At 43.4% G+C, this 25,980-nt stretch carries 23 protein-coding genes and 1 pseudogene; 3 read left to right on the forward strand and 21 right to left on the reverse strand.

The features are described from left to right. The 6 genes and pseudogenes from AAHT65_RS00115 to AAHT65_RS00140 form a co-directional block, all read right to left on the reverse strand. Nucleotides 1-243 (reverse strand): annotated as a pseudogene (locus AAHT65_RS00115) (primosomal protein DnaI); the annotation flags it as partial. Between the two features lie 27 nt (nucleotides 244-270). Further along, on the reverse strand, nucleotides 271-1,689 hold the full coding sequence (locus AAHT65_RS00120) for a replication initiation and membrane attachment family protein (RefSeq protein WP_268481622.1): 1,419 nt from the start codon (nucleotides 1,687-1,689) through the stop codon (nucleotides 271-273). Between the two features lie 111 nt (nucleotides 1,690-1,800). After that, a complete protein-coding gene (gene nrdR, locus AAHT65_RS00125) occupies nucleotides 1,801-2,259 on the reverse strand; it encodes a transcriptional regulator NrdR (protein WP_088117730.1) in 459 nt (152 codons plus the stop codon). A gap of 289 nt (nucleotides 2,260-2,548) precedes the next feature. Next, a complete protein-coding gene (speD, locus tag AAHT65_RS00130) occupies nucleotides 2,549-2,929 on the reverse strand; it encodes an adenosylmethionine decarboxylase (protein ID WP_003223584.1) in 381 nt (126 codons plus the stop codon). A 234-nt stretch (nucleotides 2,930-3,163) separates the two neighbouring features. Then, the gene (locus tag AAHT65_RS00135) at nucleotides 3,164-4,186 is read right to left on the reverse strand and encodes a glyceraldehyde-3-phosphate dehydrogenase (RefSeq protein ID WP_003325124.1); all 1,023 of its coding nucleotides are present in this window, start codon (nucleotides 4,184-4,186) and stop codon (nucleotides 3,164-3,166) included. Between the two features lie 250 nt (nucleotides 4,187-4,436). Further along, nucleotides 4,437-4,817 carry a winged helix-turn-helix transcriptional regulator gene (locus AAHT65_RS00140; protein WP_013390619.1) on the reverse strand — a complete coding sequence of 127 codons (381 nt, stop codon included), beginning with the start codon at nucleotides 4,815-4,817 and terminating at the stop codon, nucleotides 4,437-4,439. Nucleotides 4,818-5,004: 187 nt separating this feature from the next. Between AAHT65_RS00140 and AAHT65_RS00145 the strand changes: the two genes are divergently transcribed. Further along, nucleotides 5,005-6,201, forward strand: coding sequence for an MFS transporter (locus AAHT65_RS00145; protein WP_010789460.1), 1,197 nt, complete (start codon nucleotides 5,005-5,007; stop codon nucleotides 6,199-6,201). A gap of 90 nt (nucleotides 6,202-6,291) precedes the next feature. Continuing rightward, nucleotides 6,292-7,134 (forward strand): aldo/keto reductase, encoded by an 843-nt coding sequence (locus AAHT65_RS00150; protein ID WP_343310801.1) that lies wholly within the window; start codon nucleotides 6,292-6,294, stop codon nucleotides 7,132-7,134. Nucleotides 7,135-7,178: 44 nt separating this feature from the next. Here the strand turns inward: AAHT65_RS00150 and coaE are convergent, their stop codons facing one another. The 10 genes from coaE to AAHT65_RS00200 all read right to left on the reverse strand — a co-directional run bounded on the left by coaE (nucleotide 7,179) and on the right by AAHT65_RS00200 (nucleotide 19,371). Next, nucleotides 7,179-7,772: a dephospho-CoA kinase gene (gene coaE / locus AAHT65_RS00155; protein WP_343310802.1), complete on the reverse strand. Its 594-nt coding sequence runs from the start codon at nucleotides 7,770-7,772 to the stop codon at nucleotides 7,179-7,181. A 16-nt stretch (nucleotides 7,773-7,788) separates the two neighbouring features. Then, complete coding sequence (ytaF, locus tag AAHT65_RS00160) at nucleotides 7,789-8,421, reverse strand: sporulation membrane protein YtaF (protein WP_003325118.1); 633 nt, start codon at nucleotides 8,419-8,421, stop codon at nucleotides 7,789-7,791. A 176-nt stretch (nucleotides 8,422-8,597) separates the two neighbouring features. Beyond that, nucleotides 8,598-9,425 (reverse strand): DNA-formamidopyrimidine glycosylase, encoded by an 828-nt coding sequence (gene mutM, locus AAHT65_RS00165; protein WP_003325117.1) that lies wholly within the window; start codon nucleotides 9,423-9,425, stop codon nucleotides 8,598-8,600. Nucleotides 9,426-9,451: 26 nt separating this feature from the next. Then, on the reverse strand, nucleotides 9,452-12,094 hold the full coding sequence (gene polA / locus AAHT65_RS00170) for a DNA polymerase I (RefSeq protein WP_088117735.1): 2,643 nt from the start codon (nucleotides 12,092-12,094) through the stop codon (nucleotides 9,452-9,454). A gap of 253 nt (nucleotides 12,095-12,347) precedes the next feature. Next, nucleotides 12,348-14,084 (reverse strand): two-component system histidine kinase PnpS, encoded by a 1,737-nt coding sequence (gene pnpS, locus AAHT65_RS00175; protein ID WP_088117736.1) that lies wholly within the window; start codon nucleotides 14,082-14,084, stop codon nucleotides 12,348-12,350. Then, nucleotides 14,077-14,799: a response regulator transcription factor gene (locus tag AAHT65_RS00180; protein ID WP_088117737.1), complete on the reverse strand. Its 723-nt coding sequence runs from the start codon at nucleotides 14,797-14,799 to the stop codon at nucleotides 14,077-14,079. Before AAHT65_RS00180 ends, pnpS begins: the two co-directional genes overlap by 8 nt. 224 nt (nucleotides 14,800-15,023) lie before the next feature. Beyond that, nucleotides 15,024-15,962, reverse strand: a complete 939-nt coding sequence (mdh, locus tag AAHT65_RS00185; RefSeq protein WP_003325113.1) for a malate dehydrogenase — start codon at nucleotides 15,960-15,962, stop codon at nucleotides 15,024-15,026. Between the two features lie 34 nt (nucleotides 15,963-15,996). Beyond that, complete coding sequence (gene icd, locus AAHT65_RS00190) at nucleotides 15,997-17,268, reverse strand: NADP-dependent isocitrate dehydrogenase (RefSeq protein WP_003325111.1); 1,272 nt, start codon at nucleotides 17,266-17,268, stop codon at nucleotides 15,997-15,999. 165 nt (nucleotides 17,269-17,433) lie between these two features. Continuing rightward, on the reverse strand, nucleotides 17,434-18,552 hold the full coding sequence (gene citZ / locus AAHT65_RS00195; RefSeq protein WP_003325110.1) for a citrate synthase: 1,119 nt from the start codon (nucleotides 18,550-18,552) through the stop codon (nucleotides 17,434-17,436). 354 nt (nucleotides 18,553-18,906) lie between these two features. Beyond that, nucleotides 18,907-19,371 carry a DUF441 domain-containing protein gene (locus AAHT65_RS00200; RefSeq protein ID WP_003325109.1) on the reverse strand — a complete coding sequence of 155 codons (465 nt, stop codon included), beginning with the start codon at nucleotides 19,369-19,371 and terminating at the stop codon, nucleotides 18,907-18,909. A 96-nt stretch (nucleotides 19,372-19,467) separates the two neighbouring features. Here AAHT65_RS00200 and ytvI point away from each other — a divergent pair, with 96 nt between their 5' ends. Continuing rightward, complete coding sequence (gene ytvI / locus AAHT65_RS00205; protein WP_063637195.1) at nucleotides 19,468-20,583, forward strand: sporulation integral membrane protein YtvI; 1,116 nt, start codon at nucleotides 19,468-19,470, stop codon at nucleotides 20,581-20,583. A gap of 29 nt (nucleotides 20,584-20,612) precedes the next feature. Here the strand turns inward: ytvI and AAHT65_RS00210 are convergent, their stop codons facing one another. The 5 genes from AAHT65_RS00210 to accD form a co-directional block, all read right to left on the reverse strand. After that, complete coding sequence (locus tag AAHT65_RS00210; protein WP_343310803.1) at nucleotides 20,613-20,996, reverse strand: FxsA family protein; 384 nt, start codon at nucleotides 20,994-20,996, stop codon at nucleotides 20,613-20,615. Nucleotides 20,997-21,092: 96 nt separating this feature from the next. Beyond that, nucleotides 21,093-22,850: a pyruvate kinase gene (pyk, locus tag AAHT65_RS00215; protein ID WP_106046859.1), complete on the reverse strand. Its 1,758-nt coding sequence runs from the start codon at nucleotides 22,848-22,850 to the stop codon at nucleotides 21,093-21,095. A gap of 40 nt (nucleotides 22,851-22,890) precedes the next feature. Continuing rightward, the gene (gene pfkA / locus AAHT65_RS00220; RefSeq protein WP_088117740.1) at nucleotides 22,891-23,850 is read right to left on the reverse strand and encodes a 6-phosphofructokinase; all 960 of its coding nucleotides are present in this window, start codon (nucleotides 23,848-23,850) and stop codon (nucleotides 22,891-22,893) included. A gap of 192 nt (nucleotides 23,851-24,042) precedes the next feature. Beyond that, on the reverse strand, nucleotides 24,043-25,020 hold the full coding sequence (gene accA / locus AAHT65_RS00225; protein WP_003325104.1) for an acetyl-CoA carboxylase carboxyl transferase subunit alpha: 978 nt from the start codon (nucleotides 25,018-25,020) through the stop codon (nucleotides 24,043-24,045). Continuing rightward, nucleotides 25,005-25,877 (reverse strand): acetyl-CoA carboxylase, carboxyltransferase subunit beta, encoded by an 873-nt coding sequence (accD, locus tag AAHT65_RS00230; protein WP_003325102.1) that lies wholly within the window; start codon nucleotides 25,875-25,877, stop codon nucleotides 25,005-25,007. The genes accA and accD overlap by 16 nt, the downstream gene beginning before the upstream one ends. Nucleotides 25,878-25,980 lie beyond the last annotated feature (103 nt).

Here is a 25,980-nt window from a genome sequence, read left to right on the forward strand (position 1 = left end):
TCCTTCTAAAAGATTGTTGCAATTTTCATCCTCTGAACAATAAGCGCAATTTTTGCTTTGCTGAGCATATTCATAAAGCTTATTTAAGCTGCGTTCAATCATGCTTTGACTGATATCGCCATGCTCTTTTAAAAAAGCTTGTACGTCTTGGTCCTTCATTACTTTTTCTTTCATTTGTTCCAGGCGCTTCTGGAAATCCGGTCTGCCTGTTACTCCTTGCAGGGAACGGCTGATTGGTTCCATGTATCAATTCACCCCGCTTCTCTGTCTCTAATAGGCAGAGTATTTTTTGAGTTTCTTCATTTCTTCCATCATTTTCTTCTTTTGTTCTTCCAGATCATTTTGGCTTAACTGCTGTTGTCCATCAGCAGATTTCGGCTTCTCTGTTTTGTCTTTCAGCCAGTCAGGGAGCTTTTCTTCGCGTATAACTTTCTTGTTTCTGTTAGATGGCTGATTTGCTTTTCCGTCTGCCCATTCTAAATACTGGCGATGCTCTTCTATTGCAAGTTTCATCGCTTCTCTAACTGTTTTCACTTTTTTACGGGCCCAGTGTGAAGCGATTTTCTGGATATAATTTTTTGACAGCTTCATATCAGTTTTGAGCATAACATAATAAATTAAAACATTTGTTACACCTGGCTCAAGTTTCTGTTCGAACATTATATCTTCAATAATTTTCAAATCAGCTTTAGACGGCTCTGTCCCGTCCCCGATATCTTGAAGAAGCTTTCTCGGAGAAATCATTTCAAGCTGTGCAATGAGCGTGCCGTCCAATGAGTCCTGTTCTGCCTGTTTTTCGCCTTCACGCAGGCGCACCGGCTGTGTCTTGTCGATCAAGTCCGGCAGCTGTCCGTTCCGCTCAATCTGATACCAATCGCTCGCCGCTTTTCTCAAGGCTTCGGTTGTAATGACATCCTGTTCATTAATGGCGCTCATGACAACATTTTGCATCTGCAAAGGATCAATTCCATAAAGATATGACAGCTTCTTAATAGATTCACGCACCAGCTTTGTGATGGATTTCCGAGGGATCATTGTTTCTGAAAGCCCTGCTAAAAACAGGTCAAAATCAAACACGTCCTCTGTTACGGTATAAGAGGGCGCTTGTCCGACAGATGTATATTCCTCGCCTTGAGGAAGCTCCATCGTTTCCGCCATGTCGGCCGAAAGCTTCCATTCACTCGGCTGCAAGGCTTCAAACGCATGGTTGAACGGGCGTGTAATCTCCTTCGCCTCCTCTGGGACAGACGGATGAGCGAAAAATTGTTTCAATTGCTGATACGTCGTTTTGCCGACTCTGTTATATAAAAAAACGTTCAGCATTCCATCTTCAAAAAACTCATCCGGCCTGAGGGGAGGAAGCAGCTCATATATAAACATCCGCTCTTGATCAGCCTCTTTTACGTATACCTTTAATAATCCGATCCCTTCAAGTTTCCCTTGCTCTTGATGGATTTTCTTTAAATTCGACTGCGTAATCCCCATCAGCTGCCTGTGAGTGGATTCGGTTCCCCACAGACGGTTTTGTTCAAGCTCTCCCCACAATGTCATATATAGAGAATATGCAAAAGGGCCGATTAAGGGCTGATACAGTTGTGTAATGATTTGTCTGTCAATGTCCTGCAGCATGGAACGGCTTTTCACCATATAAGGGTCTACAGGCAATACATCTTTCCAATAGTCAGCCATACATTCTCAAACCTTCCGAATTGTTTCTACTTCTCATTTTACACCGTTTCTCATATCTATCAAATGCCAAATTTGCTCATGAGAAAAGAGCTAGAAGATTCCTTTTAGCTCTTAGCGCTCTTTCTTTATTAAATCTTTTAATTCATCAATAAATACATTAATGTCTTTAAACTGGCGGTATACAGACGCGAATCGGACATAGGCGACTTCATCAACCTTAGCCAGCCTGTCCATCACCATTTCCCCGACAAGTTCGCTTTTCACTTCAGAGACGCCTTGGTTTCTCAGTTCTTTTTCAATATCAAAGCACATATCTTCAAGGATTTTCAAAGGAACCGGTCTTTTTTCACAGGCTTTAATTAAACCGCGCAGCATTTTTTCCCGGCTGAATTCTTCGCGTAAGCCCTCTTTTTTCACGACGATAAGCGGAATCTCTTCTACCTTTTCAAAAGTTGTAAAACGGTAATGGCAAGATTCACACTCCCGCCTTCTGCGAATTGATTTTCCATCGTCCACAGGCCGCGAGTCAAGAACGCGCGTGCCGTTATGCTGGCATGAAGGACATTTCAATATAATCAGCTCCCATCTATTTCGTTGCTATGATGTCTGTTCGGCAGCTTCCGGCTAAAATGTCGTAATAGATGATGACGATTGCCCAATCTGTCGGGAGAGCCGTTTGTGCGGGCTGGTTCGGACACCCGCCTTGCTATCAATGATTATTCCCTTTCTTATTTTACAAAAAAAACGGAAAAAGAAAAAGCTGACTGCCATTATTTGCTTTACAAATATAAAAGGAGCGTAAGCTAAAAAGCGCGTAATGGCTTTTTAACTCCAGCTCCCTTTGTGTACGTGTTTAAAATTATAATACTTTGGCTTGAGCCTGTTTAATTTGAACAGGTCCCATTCCTCTTGGTATTTCAATGTTTTCTCTTGTATCAGCATGCAATGCCTCTGCAATGTAGTCAGCAGCGACATTAGGATCTAAGTCTCCACAAGTATAAACATCAATGCTCGCATATCCGTGCTCAGGAAAACTGTGAATCGTTAAATGTGATTCAGAAATAATAACGACTCCGCTTACGCCCTGCGGTGCAAATTTGTGAAATGCAACCTCGCGCACCTCAGCTCCTGATTTTAAAGCAGCATTTACAAACGTTTTTTCAATAAAATCCATGTCATTCAGCTTATCAAAATCGCATCCCCATAGCTCGGAGATAACGTGACGCCCCATTGTTTCCATAGTCATGGACCCCCCTTAACAAGAATTAAAAAGTGAAATTCCAACAACTGGGTCGGCTATTTACCACGGGGGAAAGTTAGTCCGGAGAGGTCCTAACCCTTTAAGTAATCCCGAAACAGTCTCGAGCAAGAAGTTCACGAAAAATAGTATACTTCGTTTAAGTCTATTTTGCAAGGCGAGTTTTTTCAAAATTGCAGGTAAGGGTTTTTGTTAATGAGTGCCCATGACTTTATTTTATACAGCTGAAGGGTGTTTCATTCTCGCGGCAACATGGCGGATGAGATCGACAACCCTGCAGGAATAGCCCCATTCATTATCATACCACGCGAGAACCTTTACTTTACGGTCCTCCATCACCATCGTCGTCAGTCCGTCAATGACCGCAGAATGTGAATTTGTATTATAATCAGAGGAAACAAGCGGTTCATCTGAATAATCAAGCACACCGTACATTGAACTTCTTGCTGCCTGCCTGAAAGCTTCATTCACTTCTTCAGCCGTTACATCTGTTTTTAGATCGACAACAAGATCAACTAATGACACATTCGGAACCGGCACACGCAAAGCGAGCCCGTGCAGCTTTCCTTTCAGGTGCGGCATCACTAATGACAGCGCCTTGGCAGCGCCCGTGGTCGTCGGAATGATGGATTCTCCGCAAGCTCTGGCACGGCGCAAATCCTTATGCGGGTTATCAATATTTTTTTGGTCATTCGTATATGCATGGACGGTTGTCATTAAACCGCTCTCGATGCCGAACTCGTCATCAAGCACTTTGACAACAGGAGCCAGGCAATTCGTTGTACATGAGGCATTGGAGATGATGACATGCTCCTCTGCATCGAATTGATCCTCATTAACGCCCATCACAATGGTAACGTCTTCATTTTTTCCCGGAGCAGTTAAAATGACTTTTTTTGCGCCGGCTTCTATGTGGCTCATCGCCTTTTCTTTTGCATTAAACTTCCCTGTTGCCTCTACCACGATATCGATATCATATTCTTTCCAAGGAAGCTTGTGCGGGTCTCTGCTGTTTAATAAAAGCACTTTTTTGCCATTCACAATAAGACTGTTTTCCGCAGCTATTACTTCTTTTTCGTACCGTCCGTGAGTCGTGTCATACTTTATTAAATGGGCCAGCGTTTCTGCGGAGTAACTCGCATTAATTGCCACCACTTGAATTTGATCATCTAACATTGCTTTTCTGAATACCATTCTTCCGATGCGTCCAAACCCGTTAATTGCTACTTTCACCTTCATAAGGTCACCCCTCATCAATTATGTCATTCTAATTTGTTGTTATCTGAAATTAGTATAACACATTAAAGCTTTTTTGCCAGTACATCTTGATAAAAATCAACGATTGTCATGATAATTTATGATGTACAGTGGGCTTTTTTGCATCCTAAATTAATTTTTATTGTGAATCCGCTTAAAAATCAGACCGGACATGGCATCAAAAAAAGAGCAGACATAAGATTCTGCTCCTTTTTTGATGTTCCGGTATTTTTTAAAGTTCCTGTTTTAATTTATCATTCAATACGCTCTCTTCTAAAACAGAAAAGGTATCGCCATATACTTTTGTGATATGTTTTGCTCCCCACGCACAAAGAGAATCTAAAATACTTTCCAGACTTCTCCCATAATCACTCAGTTCATATTCGACTTTAGGAGGAACTTGATTGTATACGATCCGGTTGATCACTCCGTCCGATTCTAACTCGCGCAGCTGCTGAGTCAGCATTTTCTGCGTAATATCCGGCATAAGTCGTTTTAATTCACTTGTTCGTTTTTTGCCATGTGTGAGATGGCAAAGGATTACACATTTCCATTTCCCTCCTATCACTTCCAGTGTCGCTTCTACTGAAATATTGTATTTTTTTTTCTGCATATTCAATTCATCCTCCTCTTCTATAGGAACAAAAAAGTACCTATAGCACTTTTAAGTACGTACTTTTCTTTAATGCGTATATCTCTCATAATAACATTTGCCGCTCGATATTGAACAAACTCTCATTATTTATATAGCTTGCTCGGCAGAATTTCAATCATACAGCACCTAATAGGAGGAGAGGAAAATGACTTTAAATAAAAAACGCAGCACACTCGCGCTTTTGGCGTTAGCCGTGAGTGCATTTGCCATCGGAACAACAGAATTTATCAGCGTTGGCCTTTTGCCGCTGATCGCGGATGATTTACACATCCCTGTCACGACAGCCGGTTTGACCGTTTCCCTCTATGCTTTAGGGGTCACATTCGGCGCGCCGATTCTGACATCCTTGACATCCAGAATGCCGCGGAAAACTTTATTAATTTGGATCATGTTGATTTTTATTGCCGGCAATACAATGGCGGCCAGCGCAACGAGTATTGGAGTTTTACTGGCCGCTCGGGTGATTTCGGCATTTTCACACGGTGTATTTATGTCAATCGGCTCCACGATCGCAGCGGATCTTGTACCTGCACATAAAAGAGCGAGTGCGATTTCGATTATGTTCACAGGACTTACCGTTGCAACCGTTACCGGGGTTCCTTTCGGGACATTTATCGGACAGCAATTCGGCTGGAGACTTGCATTTATTGTCATTATTGCAGTCGGCGTTATTGCTCTTGTCACAAACGGCATCCTTATTCCATCGGATTTGCGTAAAGGAACCCGTACAACGTTTCGCGACCAAATCAAGCTGGTGACCAATGGACGCTTGCTGCTTTTATTTATCATTACAGCATTAGGATATGGAGGAACCTTTGTTGTCTTTACTTATTTATCCCCATTGCTTCAGGAGGTAACTGGCTTTAAGGAAGGCACTGTAGCTTTTATTTTGCTTATTTATGGCATTGCCATTGCAATAGGCAACATGATTGGCGGAAAACTGTCTAACCGGAACCCGATTACTGCTCTATTTTATATGTTTATTGTGCAAGCTATTGTGCTTTTGGTTTTAACATTTACGGCTCCTTTTAAAATAGCGGGCCTCCTGACCATTATCTTTATGGGATTTTTGGCTTTTATGAATGTGCCTGGGCTCCAAGTATATGTAGTCATGCTGGCCGAGCGTTTCGTACCAAGCGCCGTCGATGTGGCGTCTGCCATTAATATTGCTGCTTTTAACGCAGGCATTGCGATTGGTTCATATTTAGGCGGAGTGATCACAGATTCGATTGGACTTATTCATACGGCATGGATCGGATCATTGATGGTTTTAGGAGCGGTGGGGCTGACAGGATACAGCCGCCTTCTCGAAAAACACGACCAAAGAAAAACAGTACAATAACTATCTTTGAAAGTAGGTGATACGCTTCTTTTTAGACCGGATTATTTTTAACTATCAAATACATGTAGCAAATTAAGGAGGAAATCAATAATGGCAACACATTTACAGGATACAGCAAAACTTCATAACGGAGTGAAAATGCCTTGGTTTGGCATCGGAGTTTTTAAAGTTGAGGAAGGTTCAGAGTTAGTGAATGCCGTCAAAACAGCCATTTCCCATGGCTACCGCAGCATTGATACAGCCGCGATTTACGGAAATGAAGAAGGCGTCGGAAAAGGAATACGTGAAGGGCTCAAAGAAGCCGGGATCTCAAGAGAGGACTTATTCGTCACATCAAAGATCTGGAACGCGGATTTAGGATATGAATCAGCCATCTCAGCATTTGAAGAAAGCTTAATAAAACTCGGATTAGACTATCTAGATTTATACTTGATTCACTGGCCCGTAGAAGGGAAATATAAAGATGCATGGAGAGCGCTTGAAACCCTTTATAAAGAAGGACGGATTAAAGCGATCGGAGTAAGCAATTTCCAAATTCATCATCTGGAAGAATTGATGAAAGATGCTGAAATCAAACCGATGGTCAACCAGGTGGAGTACCATCCGCGGTTAACCCAAAAAGAACTGCAGGCATTTTGCCTGACTCACGGAATTCAGCTTGAAGCATGGTCTCCTTTAATGCAGGGCCAATTGCTGGATCACCCCGTGCTGAAAGAAATTGCACATCAATATAACAAATCTGTTGCACAAATCATTTTGCGCTGGGATCTGCAAAACGGTGTCATCACCATTCCCAAGTCAACAAAAGCACACCGGATTTCAGAAAACGCAAACGTGTTTGATTTTGAATTAACAAATGAGGATATGAAACGAATTGATGAGCTGAATCAAAATGAACGAGTCGGTCCGGACCCAGACAATTTTGATTTCTAATATAAAAAAAGAAACACCGTTCAGAAAAGATGAACGGTGTTTCTTTATGACCAGCCAGAGATGATGTCATCGAGCCGGCGTTTTGTTTGCTCTAAACTGCCGCTGTTATCAATGATCTTGTCGGCACGTTTGATTTTATCTGCTAACGGCATTTGTGAGTTAATCCGGCTCAAGGCTTCTTCCTCTGTTAGCTGATTTCGCTCTTTCAGCCTTTTGAGCTGAAGCGCTTCTGGTACACTTACGACCAGCACCTTGTCTACCAAATGCTCCAGCTTGCTTTCAAACAGCAAGGGAATGTCTAATACGACGAACGGCTCGTTATTTGATACTCCCAAATCCCGTTTGCTAATCATTTCCGCTCTTACAGCGGGATGCACAATTCCGTTTAATGTAAGGCGTTTTTCTTCATTATTAAATATAATGGCCCCAAGCTTTCTTCGGTCTATGTCACCATTATCCAGCAGGATGTCTTCACCAAAAGCGTCAATGATTTGCCGGTAGGCCGGCATCCCTTTTTCAACCGCTTGTTTTGCAATGATATCCGCGTCTATAACAGTGATTCCTTTATTCTTCAGCATATTGGCAACCGTACTTTTGCCGCTTGCGATGCCTCCCGTTAAACCAATGACTAAGGTCAAGAACGCCACTCCTTTTTTACAGTTTCCACAGCCCGATCGTGATAAGCAAGAGCCCCGGCAAAAACGCCATTTTATCAATCCAGCTCCATTTTGATAACACATGGCCTGCATATATACCTATTGATACAAACAGCGAGCTCATGATTGCAACAGCAAAGCTCAAGGTGATAGGGGAAAATCCAAGAATTGCAGCGCCGATCCCCGCTCCGAAAGCGTCAATCGACAAGGCAAAGCCGAGCAGGAGCGCTTCTATTCCGTTAATGGTACCGGACCTGTCGATATCAGCGCTTGTCGGTTTCCTTAAAATGTGGATCACAATCCCCAATGACTTAACCTCTAGATTAAGTAAAGTTTTTTCGTGCAATAAGTAATCCTGTTCTTTTGTCGGCCTGAAAAATTGGTATAAGACCCATGCGCCGATTCCGACTAAAATCAGTCCGCCGAGTTTTTCTGTCACATACACGGGGAAAAACTTTGTGAGAAAGCCCCCGATCAACATAGACAAAAACATGACAGCGCCTGAACAGCAGGCAATCACGATAATGGCTTTCAACGGGATCTTCATTTTTCGCAAACCGTACGTAAATCCGACCGAAAAACTGTCCAAGCTGACTGCCAATGCCACTAGCAGCAAAGAAACCATTTGCATATCCGTTTCTCCCTTTCTGTTGGTGCGCGATAATCAGAGTCTTTTTTAAACCCCAGCATTTATTACATGGGCTCTTTATATATATGGGAAAGATGAAACATTCGTGTTATACAAACAAGAGTTTTCTTTCCTAAAAGACTTTGATCATTCACACCGCCAGCTTGAACAGTTAACCTTTATTGTTTCTGGCATTTGGCACAAAAGTGTGTGCCTCTTCCCCCGACGACGATTTTAGATATCATGGTACCGCACGTTTTGCATGGTTTGTCTTTTTTTCCATAAACAAAATGGCGGAGCTGAAACATTCCGATTTCACCTTGGGAATTTATATAAGAACGAACGGTGCTTCCTCCCGCATCAATGGCTTCTTGAAGCGTGTTCTTAATTTCCTCATGGAGCTTTTTGATTTTTTTTGCTGATAATTGGTTCGCTTTGGTCTCCGGGTGAATGCCCGCTCTAAAAAGCGCTTCATCTACATAAATGTTTCCGAGACCGACAACCGCCTTCTGGTCAAGCAGCGCGGTTTTCACGGCGCGGTTTGTTTTCATCAGCCGTTCTTTCAAATACGCGTCTGTAAATTCTTTGTCATCCGGTTCAGGGCCAAGCTGAGAAAGCGGCAGCTCTCTCATTTCCTCACCCGGATGAAATAAATGCATCGTTCCGAATTTCCGGACGTCGCGGTAGCGCAACTGGGTGCCGTCAGTCATCGTAAATACAACATGAACATGCTTATCGTCCGGGTCCTCCGCCTGGTGCAGCCCGTATTTTCCTTCCATTCGCAAATGCGAAACCATCACAAAGTGATCCAGATGAAAAAGTAAAAACTTTCCTCGTCTCCCGATGGATTGGATGGTTTCCCCTATTAAGTTTCGCGCAAATTCCTCCGGTTCGGCAGGCCTTTTAATAATATTCGGCCATCTGATTTCTACCGATTTGATCGTTTTTCCTCTCACAAGCCCGGTCAGAGTGCGCCGGACTGTTTCAACCTCTGGTAATTCCGGCACATCCATCACTTCCTTTATCTATTTGTTTATTTTGCATCGTACCAAGATGGGCCTGATGCGAAGTCTACTTTCAGCGGAACATCTAAGTTAAGAGCATGTTCCATCACTTCCGGCACAAGCTTTTCAAGCAATTTGATTTCTTCTTTCGGCGCTTCAAAAATCAATTCATCGTGCACTTGAAGCAAGAGCTTTGCCTTCAGCTGTTTTTCTTTCAGCTTAGCTGCCATATCAATCATTGCTTTTTTAATAATATCCGCGGCGCTTCCTTGAATCGGCGTGTTCATCGCCGTCCGTTCAGCAAAGCTTCTGAGATTGAAATTTCGGCTTGTCAGCTCAGGGATGTAGCGGCGGCGCTGCATAAGCGTCGTCACATAGCCCTTTTGCTTCGCTTCCTGAACTGATTCCTCCATGTATACTTTTACGCCTTTAAAGCTTTCCAGATAGCGCTCAATAAATGCCGCGGCCTCTTTGCGTGTAATGCCGAGATTTTGGGACAGCCCGTAATCACTGATGCCGTAGACAATGCCGAAGTTCACTGCTTTTGCCTGCCGTCTCATTGCGGGTGTCACTTCATCTTGGGCCACGTGGAACACATCCATCGCCGTTTTTGTATGGACATCCATATCATTTGTAAAGGCTTCGATTAAATTTTCATCCTTTGAGATGTGGGCCAGCACTCTTAGCTCAATCTGGGAATAATCAGCGGCAAATATCAGCCAGTCTTTCTCAGACGGGACAAAAGCCTGACGGATTTTGCGGCCTTCTTCCAGCCGAATCGGAATGTTTTGCAGGTTCGGATCGGTGGAGCTGAGCCGCCCTGTTTGCGTTAAAGCTTGATTAAAGCGTGTATGCACCTTATGCGAGTCTTTTCTGATGACCTTTAAAAGCCCTTCAATGTACGTGGATTGGAGCTTTCCGATTTGTCTGTACTGTAAAATATAGGACACGATGTCATGCTGGTCCGCAAGCTTTTCAAGCACGTCAGCAGAGGTTGAATAGCCGGTTTTTGTTTTTTTCACAACCGGAAGCCCGAGTTTTTCAAATAAAATGACGCCAAGCTGTTTCGGAGAATTAATATTAAACGGCTCTCCCGCAATTTCATGGATTTTTTCTTCATACTCCTTCAGCCTTGCGCCAAGTTCTTCTCCCATTCGCTCGAGCCGGCCCACGTCCACTTTTACACCGATTGACTCCATTTCTCCAAGAATCAATGCAAGCGGCAATTCAAGTTCTTCATACAGCTCAAGCTGATCGTTGTTTTCAAGCTCCTGGAGAAGCTTTTCACGAAGGCTGTCTACTGCCGCAGCCTTTCTGACAAGATGCATGGCAAGCTCATTTTCATCGGGAACCGCGCGTTTTGCCCCTTTTCCGTAAACGGCTTCATCGCTTGATACAATGTGTAAGCCATAATCCTTGGCAACGCTGGCGACGTCATCATACGTATTTGCCGGGTTGATGATATACGCCGCAAGAAGCGCGTCAAATTCTGCTCCTTTCAGTTCAATGCCCTGCCAGCGCAATGCGACTACCGAACGTTTGCTGTCAAATACCCATTTCTTCTGAGATTCGTCTTCCGCCCACTTTTTAAATATCTCTGACTTCACGGCAATTTCTTTAGGGATATAATAATGTCCCGTTTCATTGACGAGAGAAAAACCAAGAATCGGTGCTTCGTGGTAATTGTCGCCAATTTGTTCCACAACAAATGCAGACGGTGAAACGAGCATGCCGCTTGTCACTTCTTCGACCTTATGAATATCAACATCTTCAAACTCCTGCTGCTGTTCAGCTTCTCCGCTCTCTTCTCCGAGCCTTTCAAGCAGCGTATTAAAACCAAGATCTTTAAAAATAGAAATGACCTGTTCCCGATTAAAGCCGTCATAATCCAGTTCAGCAAGTGAAATGTCAATTGGCGCATCGGTCATGATCGTCGCCAGTTCCTTGCTCATAACGGCCTGATCTTTAAATTCCTCAAGCTTCTCCTTCAGTTTTTTGCCACTCACTTCGCCGATGGATTCGAGCAGTTTCTCAACGGAATGGAATTGCTTCAAAAGTTTAATGGCTGTTTTCTCTCCAACTCCCGGCACACCCGGAATGTTATCTGAGGAATCACCCATCAAGCCTTTCATATCAATGATTTGTTCAGGAGTAAGCCCGTATTTTTCTTCTACATGCTGAGGTGTATAAAATTCGACATCCGTAATTCCTTTTCTCGTAATAGCGACGGTTGTATGCTCTGTCGCAAGCTGTGTCAAATCTTTATCTCCTGAAAATATCTTCACTTCAAATCCGTCTTTTTCAGCAGACTTAGCAAGCGTGCCGATAATATCATCCGCTTCATACTGCTCAAGTTCATAGCGGCTGATTTGATAAGCGTCAAGCAGCTCGCGAATAAACGGCATTTGCTCCGACAGCTCCGGCGGTGTCTTTTGTCTGCCGCCTTTATATTCCTTAAATGTGCTGTGGCGGAACGTGGTTTTACCCGCGTCAAAGGCTACAAGCATATGTGTCGGCTTTTCGTCCTCCAGCATTTTCATTAAAATCATCGTGAAGCCGTATACCGCATTTGTGTGAATTCCTTTATCATTACTTAACAGCGGCAAGGCAAAAAATGCTCTGTATGCAAGGCTGTTTCCGTCTACAAGCACTAACTTTTTTCGTTCCGTCATTCATATATCCTCCTAAGAAGCGCAAGCTCCCTTTCATCTCAATTTGATAGTCTTTTGCTTCTCTTATTTTAACAAAGTTCAATTTGAAAGGAAAATGAGCGAACCTGGGGAGTAGACATAAAAAAGGACGGGAACACATATAGGTTCCCGCCGTCAAATTGGCTCCTTGGATGAAGGGGTTCTACTACATCCTAACAGCATAGGTTTAACAGTGCATGAAGATATTGTTAACACTTTGTAAAGATTGCCCAAGCTAATTGAGCGCCCGTTTCAGTACCACGATAAAAATCGTTCCCTGCCCCTGTTCGCTTTTTACTTCTATTTTGCCTTCATGGGCTTCTATCAAGTGCTTGACGATCGCAAGCCCGAGGCCGGTGCCTCCTGAATTCCTGCTTCTGTCTTTATCAACGCGATAAAAGCGCTCGAAGATTCGGGGAATTTCTTCTTTTTCAATCCCGATTCCCGTATCTGCGACTTCTATCTGAATATCCTCTTCTGCCAATTTTGCAGAAATGGTGACCGTTCCATGCTCAGGCGTGTAGGTCAGCGCATTGTTTGCCAGATTAAGAAAAACCTGCTTCAGCCTGTATACATCTCCTTGAACATAGAGAGGATCTTTCGGAATGTTCAGTTCAAATCGAATATCTTTTTCTGATGCCTTATGCTGAAGGAGCGTTTCAATCTCACCAAGCATTTTCGCCGCATCAAACGTCTCAACACTGAGCGTGAAGTTTTGCTGTTCAATTTTGGACAGATCCAGCAAATCTTGCACCAATGATTGAAGCCTCTCACTCTCCTTTAAAATAATAGAGAGGAATTCTAAAAGAGCTTCCCTGTCGTCCAATGCTCCGTCCAATAATGTTTCTGTAAAGCCTTTGATTGACGTAATCGGCGTTTTCAATTCATGTGAGACATTGGCAACGAAATCTTTTCTCATTTGCTCAAGTTTTTTTGTCTCCGTCATGTCATGAAAAACAAGAACGATTCCCTTCCATTCATCATCAGGCCCCATGATCGGAACGCCGTCCACTTCAAAATAACGTCTTTCAATATTGATCGGAAGCCTGAACAGTTTGCATTTTTTTGTTTCAGTCATGAAGATTTCTTCGACAAGCTGTATGATTTCCTCATGTTCAAATGCATCGTGGTAAAGGCGGCGGAGCAAGTGGTTTGGCTGGGTATGGAACTGCTTCGCATACGCCCTGTTTACAAGATTTATAAATCCTCTGCCGTCAATCAGTATCAAGCCTGATCCGATATTTTCAATGACAGTCAAAAGGCGGTCGCGCTGCATTTCTTGTGTTCTTGTCATCTCCATCAGATTGAACGCGAGGCTGTTCATCGCGCGTCCGAGCTTATCGGAGCGGCTTATGTATCCGCCGAATGTGCGGGCATCGTAATTTCCCTTAGACAGCTCTGTCGCCATTCCAGTCGCTGCTTCAATGGATTTTTTATAACGGGAGGTCATGCTGGTATAAAAGAATACAATAACAATAAAAGCGGTACACAGACTGGCTGCCAGCATGCCCCACATTTCCCCGCTGATGCCTGAGCTGCTTTCCGCCCGGGACGACAGCAAAACATAACCCGTTTTATTATCGGCGTTTGTCAGCGGCAGCCCGTAATAAAGTCTGGAAGCATCGTCAGATTTAACCAAAGTTCCTTTGTCTGCATGGAGATGGGTAATCACAGAAGAAACATTCGTGTTTTTGCCTGAACTGTATAACACGCGCCCTTCTTCATTCACCACCGCCGCGCTTACATCAAGCGCGCTGCCTGCTTCTTTAATTACTTTCTCGTTCTCTTTAGCTGTCAAATCTCCGGCATTAAGGAGAGAAGCCATGTATTTGGCTTCCTTTTCCATTTGGCCAGCTGCTTTTTCTTCATTAGCCGATTCGAAAAGCTGTTGTAAAAAAAGACCGAGTACACTAAACACCAAGATAATGAATACGGCGAGTACAGCAAAAAGACGCACACGGTAATTATTCATTCATTTTAGGCTCCTCCAGTTTATACCCCAATCCTCTGATCGTTTTGATATAGATGGGTTTTTTTGTATTTGTTTCGATTTTGTCGCGAAGGTGGCTGATATGCACATCAACAATCCGGGTATCTCCGGCAAAATCGTAATTCCACACAGCGCTGAGCAGCAAATCTCTAGTTAAAACTCTGCCCTTATGTTTTCCGAGATAGAGAAGCAGTTCAAATTCTTTCGGTGTCAGCTCAAGCTGGTTTGACTTAAAATAAGCTTCGTAATGGTCCGGGAGAATTTTAAGATCACCGATGATCAACTGGCCGTCCTTGACGTCATTCTGCCCGTCAAATGAGGGAGAAGCTATTTCAGAACGCCTTAAAATCGCCTTTACCCTGGCATTTACTTCTCTCGGGCTGAATGGCTTGGTCATATAATCATCAGCGCCAAGTTCAAGACCGAGCACTTTATCAAACTCTTCATCTTTAGCCGTCAGCATTAAAATAGGAAACATCAGCTTTTGCTGTCTCAACTGCTTACACACTTCGATCCCATCCAATTTAGGAAGCATGAGATCAAGCACAATTAAGTCAGGTTTTTCTGCCTCCGCCTGTTTTAAAGCTTCTTCACCGTCTGATGCGGTGACAACCTCGTAGCCCGACCGCTCCAAATTATACTGCAAAAGAGTAACGATAGATTCTTCATCATCCACAACTAAAATTTTTTTGCTCATGCTGTGCCTCCATTATCAAAATTCCCCGACATCCTATTTCTCTATTTTATGTCATCATAACACGTTTCATGATTTCATTTTAACGAATGGAAGCCGGTTCGACAATTCGCCTTTTTAATCATTTTGAAAAGAACACATCATATAGGATGGCACAAAAAAGACAGCGCTTACATTTTTGTATAAAAACAGGAAGGCTTCGTAACAAAGCCCTCCCTGTTATTATCTTAAGATAAAACTTTCATGACATTTTTAACAGATTCAGCAGATTTGTTCAACTGTGTTTTTTCGTAATCTGTTAATTCCAATTCAATAATCTGTTCAAGGCCGTTGCCCCCGACAATTGTCGGAACACCTAAGTATATGCCTTCATAGCCGTATTCTCCTTCGAGATAGGCAATAGTCGGCAATACACGGCGCTGGTCTTTTAAGATTGCTTCAATCATTTCTACAAGTGATGCGGCAGGAGCATAATATGCGCTTCCGTTTCCAAGCAGGTTGACGATTTCACCGCCGCCTTTTCTTGTCCGTTCTACGATTGCGTCAATCCGATCTTTCGGAATGAGTGTTTCTAACGGAATACCTCCGGCGTAAGAATAACGCACAAGCGGCACCATATCATCTCCGTGGCCTCCAAGAACAAATCCCGTTACATCTTTAACAGACAGATTCAATTCCTCAGCCACAAACGTTCTGAATCTTGCAGTATCCAGCACGCCTGATTGTCCGATGACGCGTTCTTTCGGGAATCCTGATTCTTTATACACGGCGTAAGTCATTGCATCAACCGGGTTTGTCAAAACGACAATGACACAGTCAGGAGAATGTTTTACGATATCACGCGTCACACTTCTCATGATTTTCTCATTCGTAGACACGAGATCATCCCGGCTCATCCCAGGTTTTCTGGCAATTCCCGCCGTAATGACTACAATGTCAGATCCGGCAGTGTCTTCATAGTTTGACGTTCCGGTAACTTTTGCATCAAACCCTTGCACAGGGCTTGCTTCTAACATGTCAAGCGCTTTTCCTTTAGTCGGATTTTCTAATTGCGGAATATCGACTAATACAACATCAGCCAATTCTTTTTGAGCCGTCAAAAATGCAGTTGTTGCACCGGTAAAACCGGCTCCGATTACAGATACTTTTTTACGCTTGTTCGCCATTTGCTTTTTCCCCTTTAACTTATAAGTTTAAGAATTAAGACAAGTTTTTGATTAATTCGTCAGCAAATTCCGAGCACTTCACTTCTGTGGCACCGTCCATTAATCTAGCAAAATCGTAAGTTACGACTTTAGATTCAATTGTTTTTTCAACGGATTGAACCACAAGATCAGCAGCTTCCTGCCATCCAAGGTGCTCAAGTAAAAGCACGCCTGAAAGAAGAACAGATGACGGGTTCACTTTATCAAGTCCCGCGTATTTAGGCGCCGTTCCGTGAGTTGCTTCGAAAATAGCGTGTCCTGTTTCGTAATTGATGTTAGCCCCAGGTGCGATACCGATTCCGCCGACTTGCGCTGCAAGTGCATCGGAAATGTAGTCGCCGTTTAAGTTCATTGTAGCTACCACATCAAATTCGCTTGGACGCGTTAAAATTTGTTGAAGGAAGATATCAGCAATGCTGTCTTTGATAATGATTTTGCCGGCAGCCTCAGCTTCGCTTTGCGCTTTGTTTGCTGCATCTTTCCCATCCTGTTCTACAATACGATCATATTCAGCCCATGTAAAGACTTTATCTCCAAATTCTTTTTCAGCCACTTCATAGCCCCAGTTTTTAAAGGCTCCTTCAGTGAACTTCATGATGTTGCCTTTATGGACCAATGTGACTGATTTGCGGTTTTGGTCAATTGCATATTGAATGGCCGCTCTTACAAGACGCTGTGTGCCTTCTTCCGAAACAGGCTTAATACCGATGCCTGATGTTTCAGGGAAACGGATTTTGTTGACACCAAGCTCAGTTTTTAAGAAGTTGATTAATTTTTCCACTTCTTCAGAGCCTTTTGCGTACTCGATTCCAGCGTAGATATCTTCCGTATTTTCACGGAAAATAACCATATCCGTATCTTGAGGGCGCTTAACAGGCGAAGGTACGCCGTTAAAGTATCTGACTGGACGAAGACATGTAAACAAGTCTAATTCCTGTCTGAGCGCTACGTTTAATGAACGGATTCCGCCGCCGATCGGAGTTGTAAGCGGGCCTTTAATAGCGATTAAATATTCGCGGATGTCTTCAAGCGTTTGGTTAGGCAGCCATTCACCCGTTTTGTTAAATGCTTTTTCACCTGCATAAACTTCTTTCCAAGTGATTTTCTTTTCGCCTTTATATGCTTTTTCTACAGCTGCTTCCAGAACTCTTGAAGCCGCTTTCCAAATATCAGGGCCGATGCCGTCACCTTCGATAAACGGGATAATCGGATTGTTCGGTACATTCAATACACCGTCAGTAACTGTAATTTTTTCAGCTTGTGCCACAAATATTACCTCCCAGTATGTAATTCATATTTAGAAAACATTTTATTTTTCTGATATAAAAAAACAAAATGATTTTTCTTAACATTCAATTAAAATTGTAAACCAAGATCACTGTTCCAAACAAGAGGCTAACTTCATTAAATCCAGCCAGCCCCCATTGGTTCTTTAGGCTCTTTCGTTAATCGGAATAAATTTTTGCTTGTCAGGGCCCGTATAATCTGCGCGCGGACGGATCAAGCGGTTGTTGTCATATTGCTCAAGAATATGCGCAAGCCATCCGGACATTCTGCTGACCGCAAAGATTGGCGTGAAGAGATCGTGATCAATCCCAAGGCTGTGATAAACCGATGCCGAATAAAAATCAACATTTGGCGGAAGTTTTTTTTCTGATGTGACGATGTCTTCAATTGCGATCGACATCTCATACCATTTGCTCTCACCCGTTAAGTTTGTTAATCGCTTGCTCATTTCTTTCAAATGCTTGGCGCGCGGATCTCCATGCTTGTATACACGGTGTCCGAATCCCATTACTTTTTCTTTCTTTTCCATTTTGGCGCGGATGTAAGGTTCAACGTTTTCCACTTCTCCGATCTCCGAAAGCATCTTCATAACGCCTTCATTTGCACCGCCGTGAAGCGGCCCTTTTAAGGCTCCGATTGCTGCCGTAATACCGGAATAAATATCAGATAGCGTAGCGACACATACCCTTGCTGTGAACGTTGACGCGTTCAGTTCATGGTCAGCATGGAGAATGAGCGCTTTATTAAACGCTTCCACTTCAATCGGCGAAGGATCTTCTCCGTTTAACGTGTAAAGAAAATTCGCGGCGATCCCCAGATCTTCTTTTGGTTCAATCGGTTCAAGACCTTTGCGAATTCTAGAGAAAGCGGCAACCAAACCAGGCACCTTCGCCTGAAGGCGTATCGCTTTTCTGTAATTGGCATCCGGATTCATAACATCCGCTTCATCGTCGAGCAGACCGAGTAAAGATACAGCTGTCCGGAGAGCAGCCATAGGATGAACTTTTTCGAGGGAATAAGATTTGAAGTGCTCAATAACTTCTTTCGGAACGGAAGCTTCCTGTGCAAGCTGCTTTTTAAATTCATTGAGTTCTTCTTTGTTCGGCAGCTTTAAATGCCAAAGTAAGTAAATAATTTCTTCAAAACTAGCATTCTCTGTTAAGTCATCAATATCGTACCCTACATATGTAAGGGTATCGTCGATAATAGAACTTACAGATGATGTTGTTGCTACAACCCCTTCGAGACCGCGTGTTGCTGTCATATTAACCTCTCCTTTTCAAAAAAATTCCCCTTTTAGAGTAATGTGAAACATGAGGCTTGCTTAAAGTGTAAAAAGTAATCACTTTTCCCTAAAAGAAAATGCTTACATTTTACTGTTTACAATTCATTAACCCCCTGCTTATGGAAGACCATAACTAAATCTTATAAGCTTGATTAACTTTAAGCCTATTCTTATTATAAACAATAATCAGACATTTGTTAAATGTTTAACTATAATTTTTTTTTCTTTCTCTCTTTTTCGTGGTTTTTACGTACAAAAAGTGCCTTTATTTGCGGGTTTTTGATTGTTTTTTCCCTTTTACTACAAAAAAAAAACGGCAGGCCGCCGTTTTTTTTAAGAACTGAACATTTTTACAATTTGCATGGCGAGGTACGCAATGCCTGCTCCGATGAGCGGACCGACCGCTACTCCGCCAAAAAGGGCAACTGCCAAAATGGTCCCGATGACAAGCGCCGTTGTAATATGAGGGTCATTCTCCAGCAGTGTAAGACCGTTTTTGGCGATCAGCGCCACTGCAATTCCCGCTCCAAGGGCAATCCATGCATAATAGGATCGTACTGCCTCTCCCAATTGTTTGAAGCCGATCTCTCCTGTAGCAATCGGCACAAGAACGGCAATAGTGATGACTGTTACCCCCCAATTGATACCTTTTGATTGAATAGCGGGAAATAATTTTTGGTCAAGTCCCACTATTTTGATCAAAATCAGGACGGATACAGCAATAAGCAATGATTGATTTTTAGCTATGAGTGCAATGGCAAGCAATAATACTAAGAATAAATTAGCTTGAGTAAACACGCCTAAGCTTCCTCCTTTGCAGATAAATGTATTCATAATCGCATGCATCGTGAATAAAATAAAAAATAGGACGTGCTGACGAGAGGAGGAGCATTTTTGAATCAATCCTATGTATCCATTTTCTTCAGGACTCTTTTTGTTTTTACAATTTCAACTGGGTCTATTGCCGCAGTCTATTATTCATTTCCGTTAATTTATCCATTCCTGATTGCCCTTATTCTCTCATCAGCCATACATCCTTTTGTAGAATATTTGGACAGGCTGACCAGTCTGCCTAGAACATTAAACGTCATTCTTGTTCTGGCTTTTTTTCTGCTTATCACAGTCGGGGCGCTGACTTTGCTTGTTGCAGAAATCGTGTCGGGAACCGCGTATCTCGCAAAGACGCTCCCTCCTCATCTCAACACCTTTATCATGTTTTGCGAGAAACTGTTCACCACTCATATTCAGCCATTTTATCATGAACTGACTGTTTTATTTAACGGGCTGGAAACAAATCAGCAGGCTTCCATCGTGACTCAGATACAGGCGCTGGGAGATTCCGCCGCTAAAAACGCCGGACTGATTCTGTCTCATATCCTTGAAATGATTCCGAAAATCTTCGCATTGCTCCCAAATACCGCAGCCGTTTTTATTTTCTCTCTTTTGGCTACTTTTTTCATCACGAAAGATTGGCACAAGCTGAAAGCATTACTGTTATCGATTCTCCCCGAACGGATTTCAGCAAACGGAAAAGCGGTCGGAAGTGAGCTGAAGAAAGCAATGGCCGGCTTTGTTAAGGCACAGGCAGCCCTTGTATTTCTTACGATGATTATTGTATGTATCGGTCTTTTCATATTAAAAGTCGAGCATCCCGCAACGATCGCTTTTTTAATCGGACTGGTTGATCTTCTGCCGTACTTAGGCACAGGTTCAGTGTTTGTGCCGTGGATCTTGTACTTATCTATTACAGGACAGCTTCCGCTTGCCATCGGGATTGGGATTTTATATCTTGTTGTGCTTATACAGCGGCAGCTGACTGAACCGAAGTTATTGAGCAAATCCATAGGAATTGATCCTCTGGCAACCTTAATCGCTTTGTTTGCCGGCTTTAAGCTATTTGGATTTTTAGGACTTATTGCCGGGCCCGCTATCCTCGTCTTTATTCAAGCTTTACTTACCACAGGCGCATTAAAAGAGGTATGGTCCTATATTACAGCCGGGCAAAAATAAAACAGCAGCCCGGATACTCAGGCTGCTGTTTATTTAATAATAATCCGTTTGTTTTTGGACATTCCTCTCAGCCATTTGAACAGAAGCGGTTTGCACCAGTTGCGGGTGAACGGAATAAGCAGACAGGCACCGGCCAGATCTGACAAAAAGCCCGGAAGCATCAGCAATAAACCTCCGATGAAAATACATAGACCGTCTAAAATGGCCTCACCAGGCATTTTGCCATATTGGAGCTCGCGCTGCACCCGGTAATACACCTCAACTCCCTGTTTTTTTGCAACGATAGCGCCAATGGCCCCCGTCAAAATCATCAACAGAACAGTTGGAAAAATACCGATCAGCTTACCGGAAAACAGAAAAATCCCGATTTCGATTGCCGGACACACAATAAAAAACAAAAAGAGAAATCTCATCGCCTGCACCCCACATCTCTTAAAACGCATTTATTCCGCTTAAAACAGCAGACAAGGAAAAGAGAAGGGAGTTACCCCCCTCCTGCTTTTACATATTTAGAGTACGCTCGCACGGCCCTGATAAACAGCACCGCGGGCAGCATCAACCGTAATGTCCTGTCCATCTGCCAAGATAGAAGTTGCGTTTTCCAGCCCCACGATAACCGGAATGCCAAGGCTTAAACCGACAACAGCCGCATGGCTTGTCAAGCCGCCTTCTTCTGTAATAAGCGCTGAAGCTTTTTCAAGCGCTGTAATCATATCACGGTCTGTGCTTGTTGTAACGAGCACTGCGCCGTCAGTCATTTTTTGTTCTGCTTCTTTTGCGTTTTGCGCAACAACAACAGGACCATACGCAGATTTACGTCCGATGCCTTGCCCTTTTGCAATGATATCGCCTACTGTGTATACCTTCATCAAGTTGGTTGTGCCTGATTCACCGACAGATCCTGCAGTAATGACAATCAAATCTCCGTGTTTCACAATTCCGCTGTTCAATGATTTTTGGACAGCATCATCAAGCATTTGGTCAGTTGAAGTTGCGTTTTGTCCGCTTTCAGGGAAAACACCAAATACAAGCGCAAGCTTTCTGGAAATTGATTCATTTACCGTCACCGCGACAATCGGTGCCTGCGGACGGTATTTTGAAATCATCCGCGCAGTATGGCCGCTTTCTGTCGGCGTAACGATTGCAGCCGCATTAAGGTTGATAGCTGTATGTGCCACTGATTGCCCGATTGCATCAGTAATCGTCATACCCACTTGCCCTCTGCGTTTTGAAAGAATTTCTTTATAATTCAGCGCCTCTTCAGAACGGGATGCAATGCGGTGCATGGTTTGAACTGCTTCGACAGGATAGCTTCCCGCAGCCGTTTCACCAGAAAGCATAATCGCATCTGTTCCGTCAAAAATCGCGTTTGCCACGTCACTTGCTTCCGCGCGTGTCGGACGAGGATTGCGCTGCATGCTGTCAAGCATTTGAGTCGCTGTGATCACCGGCTTGCCAAGCGCATTGCATTTTTTGATTAGTTCTTTTTGAACGAGCGGCACTTCTTCAGCAGGAATTTCAACGCCGAGATCTCCGCGCGCTACCATCAAACCGTCAGAGACTTCCAAAATGGAGTCAATGTTATCGACACCTTCTTGGTTTTCGATTTTAGGGATGATTTGAATATCACCAGCATTGTGCTCTTCAAGAAGTTCGCGGATTTCGAGCACGTCAGTTGAACGGCGCACAAAGGACGCAGCGATAAAATCAACGCCTTGCTCGATACCGAAAGTGATGTCTCTTGCATCTTTTTCCGTAATTCCAGGAAGATTGACACTGACACCCGGTACGTTTACGCCTTTTTTATTTTTCAGCGTTCCGCTGTTTAGGACTTTTGTTTTAATTTCACGCTTGTCAGCATGCACTTCAAGAACTTCAAGACCGATAAGCCCGTCGTCCAAAAGAATAGTAGATCCTTTTTGAACATCATCAGCAAGGCCTTCGTAAGTCACTGAAATTTTTTCAGGAGTGCCCAATACCTCGTCCATTGTGACGGTAAGCTCAGTTCCCGCAACTAGTTCAATTGCTCCGTTTTCCATTTCGCGCGTGCGGATTTCCGGACCTTTTGTGTCAAGAAGAATCCCGACATTTTTCCCTAGCTTTTTGCTTGCTTCACGAATGTTTTTGATTCTTGCGCCATGCTCTTCAAAATCTCCGTGAGAAAAGTTCAGGCGTGCTACGTTCATGCCTGCTTCCATTAGGTTAGTCAGCATTTCAATACTTTCACTTGCCGGACCGATCGTACAAACTATTTTTGTTTTTCTCAATTCGTTCACTTCCTTCTGAAATCTTGAGCCGTCTGCCGAATTAGATAGACAGTTCTTTTGAAAGTTGATACATGTTTTGTTCAACTGTATGTTTTTTATCCAATATTTCTATAATATCATGGTCTACAAGCTTATTGTTTTGTATACCTACACAACGTCCGCCTTTGCCTTCAAGAAGAAGCTCGACAGCATATGCGCCCAGGCGGCTTGCAAGCACACGGTCAGATGCGCTCGGCGATCCCCCGCGTTGGATATGCCCCAAAACTGATACCCTGGTTTCAAGATTTGTTTCTTCTTCAATGCGTTTCCCAAATTCGACTCCGCTGCCGACTCCCTCGGCAACAATGATGATGCTGTGTTTCTTACCGCGTTCATGTCCTCTTTTCAGTCTGGCAAGGATCTCAGACATGTCATAATCCGCTTCAGGAATCAAAATGGATTCTGCACCGCCGGCAAGACCTGCCCACAAAGCGATATCGCCTGCATGCCGTCCCATCACTTCTATAACATATGTACGTTCATGTGATGTCGCGGTATCGCGGATCTTATCAATTGCATCAATGACTGTATTTAAGGCCGTGTCAAAACCGATTGTGAAATCAGTTCCCGGGATATCATTATCAATAGTACCCGGTACACCTACACAAGGAAACCCGTGTTCCGTTAATTTTTTCGCACCCATGTAGGAACCGTCGCCGCCAATGACAACAAGCCCTTCAATTCCAAGCTTCTTTAAGTTTTCAATTCCTTTTTCACGGCCCTCAACTGTTTTGAATTCAGGACATCTTGCCGTATAAAGCTTCGTTCCGCCTCGATGAATAATATCACCGACTGAGCCCAATTCAAGCTTTTCAATTTTTCCGCTGATTAATCCTGAGTAGCCATTATAAATGCCGTATACTTCCACGTCATGATAAATTGCTTTTCTGACAACCGCGCGCACTGCTGCGTTCATTCCCGGGGAATCCCCGCCACTCGTTAAAACTCCTATACGCTTCATCCTTTATTCACCTCAAGCACCATATATGATTAAACATAACATGTTCATTGTCCTAAAACAATGAAAAGGGACACGCACTGCTCTAAAGCTCCCCACTAAACCCTACCTATTATACAATTAAATAAACTGTTTTTAAATAAAATTTAAGGAATGTCACAAAAAATAAACGTGAGCCAAAGGCTTCACGTTTATTTAGTTTACCCCTATATATTGATCTTCAACCGAAACTTTTCCAATCGCCTTATATTTTTCATAACGCTGCTGAATCAATTCTTCTTCATTCAGCTTAAGCAATGATTTTAACGATTGTTTTAAAGTCTCATCAATATAGCCTGCCTGCATCTTCACATCATGGTGCGCTCCGCCTTTTACTTCTTTTATCATATGATCAATAATACCTAATTCTTTTAAGTCAGGCGCAGTGATTTTCATGGTTTCAGCGGCTTTTTTGGCAAGGCTTGCGTCTTTCCATAAAAGCGCAGCGGCTCCTTCCGGTGAAATAACCGAGTAGGTGGAGTTCTCCAGCATATGCAGATGATTTCCCACACCAAGGCCGAGCGCTCCGCCGCTTCCCCCTTCACCGATGACGATACAAATAACAGGCACTTTGAGACCGGCCATTTCAAACAAATTCCTCGCAATGGCTTCGCTTTGTCCTCTTTCTTCAGCGGCTTTTCCCGGATAAGCGCCCTTTGTATCAATAAAACAGATGATTGGTCTGTTAAACTTATCAGCCTGCTTCATCAAACGAAGCGCTTTGCGATAGCCTTCCGGGTGAGGCATTCCGAAATTGCGGACAAGGTTTTCTTTTGTGTCTCTTCCGCGCTGGTGGCCGATGACTGTAACCGGAAGACCGTGAAACTTGGCAATTCCGCCGACAAGCGCTTCATCGTCTCCGTACGCTCTGTCTCCATGGCATTCAAAGAAATCAGTAAACAGATGCTTTATATAATCCAGGGTCGTCGGGCGATTCGGCAGACGGGCGATCTGAACTCTGTCCCAAGGCTTCAGGTTTTTATAAATATCGTCTTGAAGCTTTGTCAGACGCTCCTCGAGCCGTTGGATTTCGGCACTTAGATCCATATCTGAATCTTGGGTGAACTTCTTCAGTTCAGCGATTTTTGTTTGTAGTTCTACCACCGGTTTTTCGAATTCTAATCTTGCAGCCACTCAATGTCACCTCCTGTTTCATGCATATTCAGCAGACTTCCTAACGTCTCTTTCATCTCGGCGCGATGAATGACCGCGTCCAGCTGTCCGTGTTTCAACAGAAACTCAGCCGTTTGGAAATCTTCGGGCAGCTTCTCACCGATTGTCTGTTCAATGATCCGTCTTCCCGCAAAACCGATCAGCGCGCCCGGCTCGGCAAAATTATAATCGCCGAGAGAGGCGAAACTTGCAGATACTCCGCCTGTAGTCGGATGCGTCATGACAGAAATGATGAGACCTTTTTCCTCACTGAACAGTTTTAAAGCAGAGCTTGTCTTAGCCATTTGCATAAGACTCAAGATTCCTTCCTGCATTCTTGCACCGCCGGAAGCAGTGAAAATAATAAACGGAACCTTCTCCTCTTTAGCTTTTTCAACCGCAAGTGTAATTTTCTCCCCGACAACAGAACCCATGCTGCCCATTCTGAATGTAGAATCCATAATCGCAGCGATGACCGGAGAGCCGTTGATTGTGCCTTTCCCTGTCACGACAGCCTCGTTCAAGGATGTTTTTTCGCGGTCCTTTTCCAGTTTCTCCAGATAGCCCGGAAAATTGAGAGGATTCTCTGAGGCCATCCCCTGATTGAACTCTTCAAATGAATCGTCATCCATCAGGCTTTCAATACGTTGTTTTGCATTCAGCGGAAAATGATATCCGCAGTTCATACAAACACGCATATTTTTATCCAGCTCTTTTGTGAGCATGATTTTTTTACACTTAGGGCATTTTGTCATAATGCCTTCCGGAACATCATGTTTTGCTTGTTCTGATGGTACAGAAGCATATTTTTTCTTTTTAGTGAATATATCCTTTAACAAATGATTACCTCCCTTTTGTGAAGGGTTCTCTTCACCGCATGTCACCCAATTAGATAGACTTGCTAATACTTTACCGAAACTATTGTACTTTTTTTGTCAAACG

This window comes from Bacillus atrophaeus (assembly GCF_039519175.1).
Lineage (GTDB): Bacteria > Bacillota > Bacilli > Bacillales > Bacillaceae > Bacillus > Bacillus atrophaeus.

Excerpts from the sequence above, each read along its gene's own strand:
- ytaF (WP_003325118.1), bottom strand. The coding sequence starts at position 8,421 with ATGCAAATGGTTTCTTTGCTGCTAGTGGCATTGGCAGTCAGCTTGGAC.
- AAHT65_RS00135 (WP_003325124.1), bottom strand. The coding sequence starts at position 4,186 with ATGAAGGTGAAAGTAGCAATTAACGGGTTTGGACGCATCGGAAGAATG.
- pfkA (WP_088117740.1), bottom strand. The coding sequence starts at position 23,850 with ATGAAGCGTATAGGAGTTTTAACGAGTGGCGGGGATTCCCCGGGAATG.
- polA (WP_088117735.1), bottom strand. The coding sequence starts at position 12,094 with ATGACGGAACGAAAAAAGTTAGTGCTTGTAGACGGAAACAGCCTTGCA.
- AAHT65_RS00145 (WP_010789460.1), top strand. The coding sequence starts at position 5,005 with ATGACTTTAAATAAAAAACGCAGCACACTCGCGCTTTTGGCGTTAGCC.
- mdh (WP_003325113.1), bottom strand. The coding sequence starts at position 15,962 with ATGGCGAACAAGCGTAAAAAAGTATCTGTAATCGGAGCCGGTTTTACC.
- AAHT65_RS00180 (WP_088117737.1), bottom strand. The coding sequence starts at position 14,799 with ATGAGCAAAAAAATTTTAGTTGTGGATGATGAAGAATCTATCGTTACT.
- AAHT65_RS00210 (WP_343310803.1), bottom strand. The coding sequence starts at position 20,996 with ATGAGATTTCTCTTTTTGTTTTTTATTGTGTGTCCGGCAATCGAAATC.
- pnpS (WP_088117736.1), bottom strand. The coding sequence starts at position 14,084 with ATGAATAATTACCGTGTGCGTCTTTTTGCTGTACTCGCCGTATTCATT.
- AAHT65_RS00140 (WP_013390619.1), bottom strand. The coding sequence starts at position 4,817 with ATGCAGAAAAAAAAATACAATATTTCAGTAGAAGCGACACTGGAAGTG.
- AAHT65_RS00120 (WP_268481622.1), bottom strand. The coding sequence starts at position 1,689 with ATGGCTGACTATTGGAAAGATGTATTGCCTGTAGACCCTTATATGGTG.
- citZ (WP_003325110.1), bottom strand. The coding sequence starts at position 18,552 with ATGACAGCAACACGCGGTCTCGAAGGGGTTGTAGCAACAACATCATCT.
- AAHT65_RS00150 (WP_343310801.1), top strand. The coding sequence starts at position 6,292 with ATGGCAACACATTTACAGGATACAGCAAAACTTCATAACGGAGTGAAA.
- speD (WP_003223584.1), bottom strand. The coding sequence starts at position 2,929 with ATGGAAACAATGGGGCGTCACGTTATCTCCGAGCTATGGGGATGCGAT.